Source organism: Promicromonospora kroppenstedtii DSM 19349 (genome assembly GCF_000515355.1).
GTDB classification, from domain to species: domain Bacteria; phylum Actinomycetota; class Actinomycetes; order Actinomycetales; family Cellulomonadaceae; genus Promicromonospora; species Promicromonospora kroppenstedtii.
In genome coordinates this window covers 1-1,518 of sequence record NZ_KI911717.1, presented here as the reverse complement: position 1 = coordinate 1,518, position 1,518 = coordinate 1, and the positions used below count along the sequence as shown (strand labels likewise).

The window sequence follows — 1,518 nt, the reverse complement described above, 5'->3', positions numbered from 1 at the left end:
CGCGCAGGCGGCGCACGGTGGCGGCGCCGATGCCGGACGACGCCCCGGTCACCAGGGCGCGCCGGGTCGTGGTGGTCTCGGGGCCGGCCTGCGGGGCGGTGCTGTCGCTCATGTCGGCACCCTAACCTCGTCGATGCCCCGCCCGCGGGGTGGTCCGACGCCGAGAGCGAAAGCGCCCGGGACGCGCCGACCAGCCGGTGTAATGTGGCGGCCGGGTCGCGGGCCACACTTTGGCCCGCCGACGCGGCTCTCGTCGTGAGCCGCCTTCCCACCGGACGCGAGATGGCGCGTCGCTGTGCACCCACGGCATCCACGCCGTGGGCTGTTCGTCGACCCCTGGAGACTCCGCGTGAACCCCCGCGTCCGTCCGTCCCGTCAGTACGCCCTGCCCGCGCTCGCTGCGGCCGCCGTCCTGTCCCTCGCCGCCTGCTCGGCCTCCGCCCCACCTGCCGCCGACGCCGCGGGCGCGTCCCCGGCGTCGGGCGGCTTCCCCGTCACACTCGACAACTGCGGGTTCGAGACGCAGGTCGATGCGCCGCCGGAGCGCGTCGTGACCATCAAGTCGTCCACCACGGAGATGCTGCTCGCGCTCGGCCTCGGTGACCGGATCGTCGGGTCGGCGTTCCTCGACGGGCCGGTGCCGGACTCGCTGGAGTCCGTGCCCGCCGTCGACGAGCCGTTCGCCGACGAGGCGCCGGGTTCGGAGGCGACCCTCGCCCTGGAGCCCGACCTGGTCTACGCGGGCTGGGAGTCCAACCTGACGGCCGAGACCGCGGGCGACCGCGAGACGCTCGCCAAGCTGGGCGTGGCCACCTACGTCTCCCCCGCCGCCTGCAAGGCGGAGGGGTACATGCCGGACCCGCTCACCTTCGACACGGTGTTCGCGGAGATCGAGGAGGTCGGCTCGCTGTTCGACGCCGACGACGCCGCGGCCGCGCTCGTCACCCGGCAGCGGGCGGCGCTGGACGCGATCGAGCCCGACGACCGTGGGCTGACGGCGCTGTGGTGGTCCTCGGGCGACGACACCCCGTACGTGGGGGCGGGCATCGGCGCGCCCCAGATGATCATGGACGCGGCCGGGCTGACCAACGTCTCGGCCGGCGTGCACGACACCTGGACCTCCCTGGGCTGGGAGAACGTGGTCGAGGCCGACCCGGACGTGATCGTGCTGGTCGACGCCGCCTGGAACAGTGCGGACGCCAAGATCGAGGCCCTGGAGTCCAACCCCGCCACCCGCGAGATGAGTGCCGTCAGGGGCGACCGGTACGTGATCGTGCCCTTCCCCGCGACCGAGGCCGGGGTGCGGAACGTCGACGCCGTGGCCTCGGTGGTGGACCAGCTGGCCGACCTCGGCCTGTGAGCCTCGCCGTGCGGGTGCCCGCCGGGCCGAGACGGTCGGAGAGCTTGCTCGCCCTGCCCGTCGCGGCGCTCGTCCTGGTGCTGAGCGTCGGCGTCGCGGTGACGATCGGGCCGGCCGACCTGGCCCTGGCCGAGGTCGGCCGGTCGGTCGCGACGCAC

At 74.5% G+C, this 1,518-nt stretch carries 1 protein-coding gene and 1 pseudogene; one reads left to right on the top strand and one right to left on the bottom strand.

Annotated features, from left to right (window positions below; all coding sequences use genetic code 11):
* A pseudogene (locus tag PROKR_RS38225) lies at positions 1-112 on the bottom strand (oxidoreductase); the annotation flags it as partial.
* Between the two features lie 237 nt (positions 113-349).
* On the opposite strand from PROKR_RS38225, the gene PROKR_RS20345 reads away from it, so the two are divergent.
* Positions 350-1,360: a putative F420-0 ABC transporter substrate-binding protein gene (locus PROKR_RS20345; RefSeq protein ID WP_036966508.1), complete on the top strand. Its 1,011-nt coding sequence runs from the start codon at positions 350-352 to the stop codon at positions 1,358-1,360.
* Positions 1,361-1,518 lie beyond the last annotated feature (158 nt).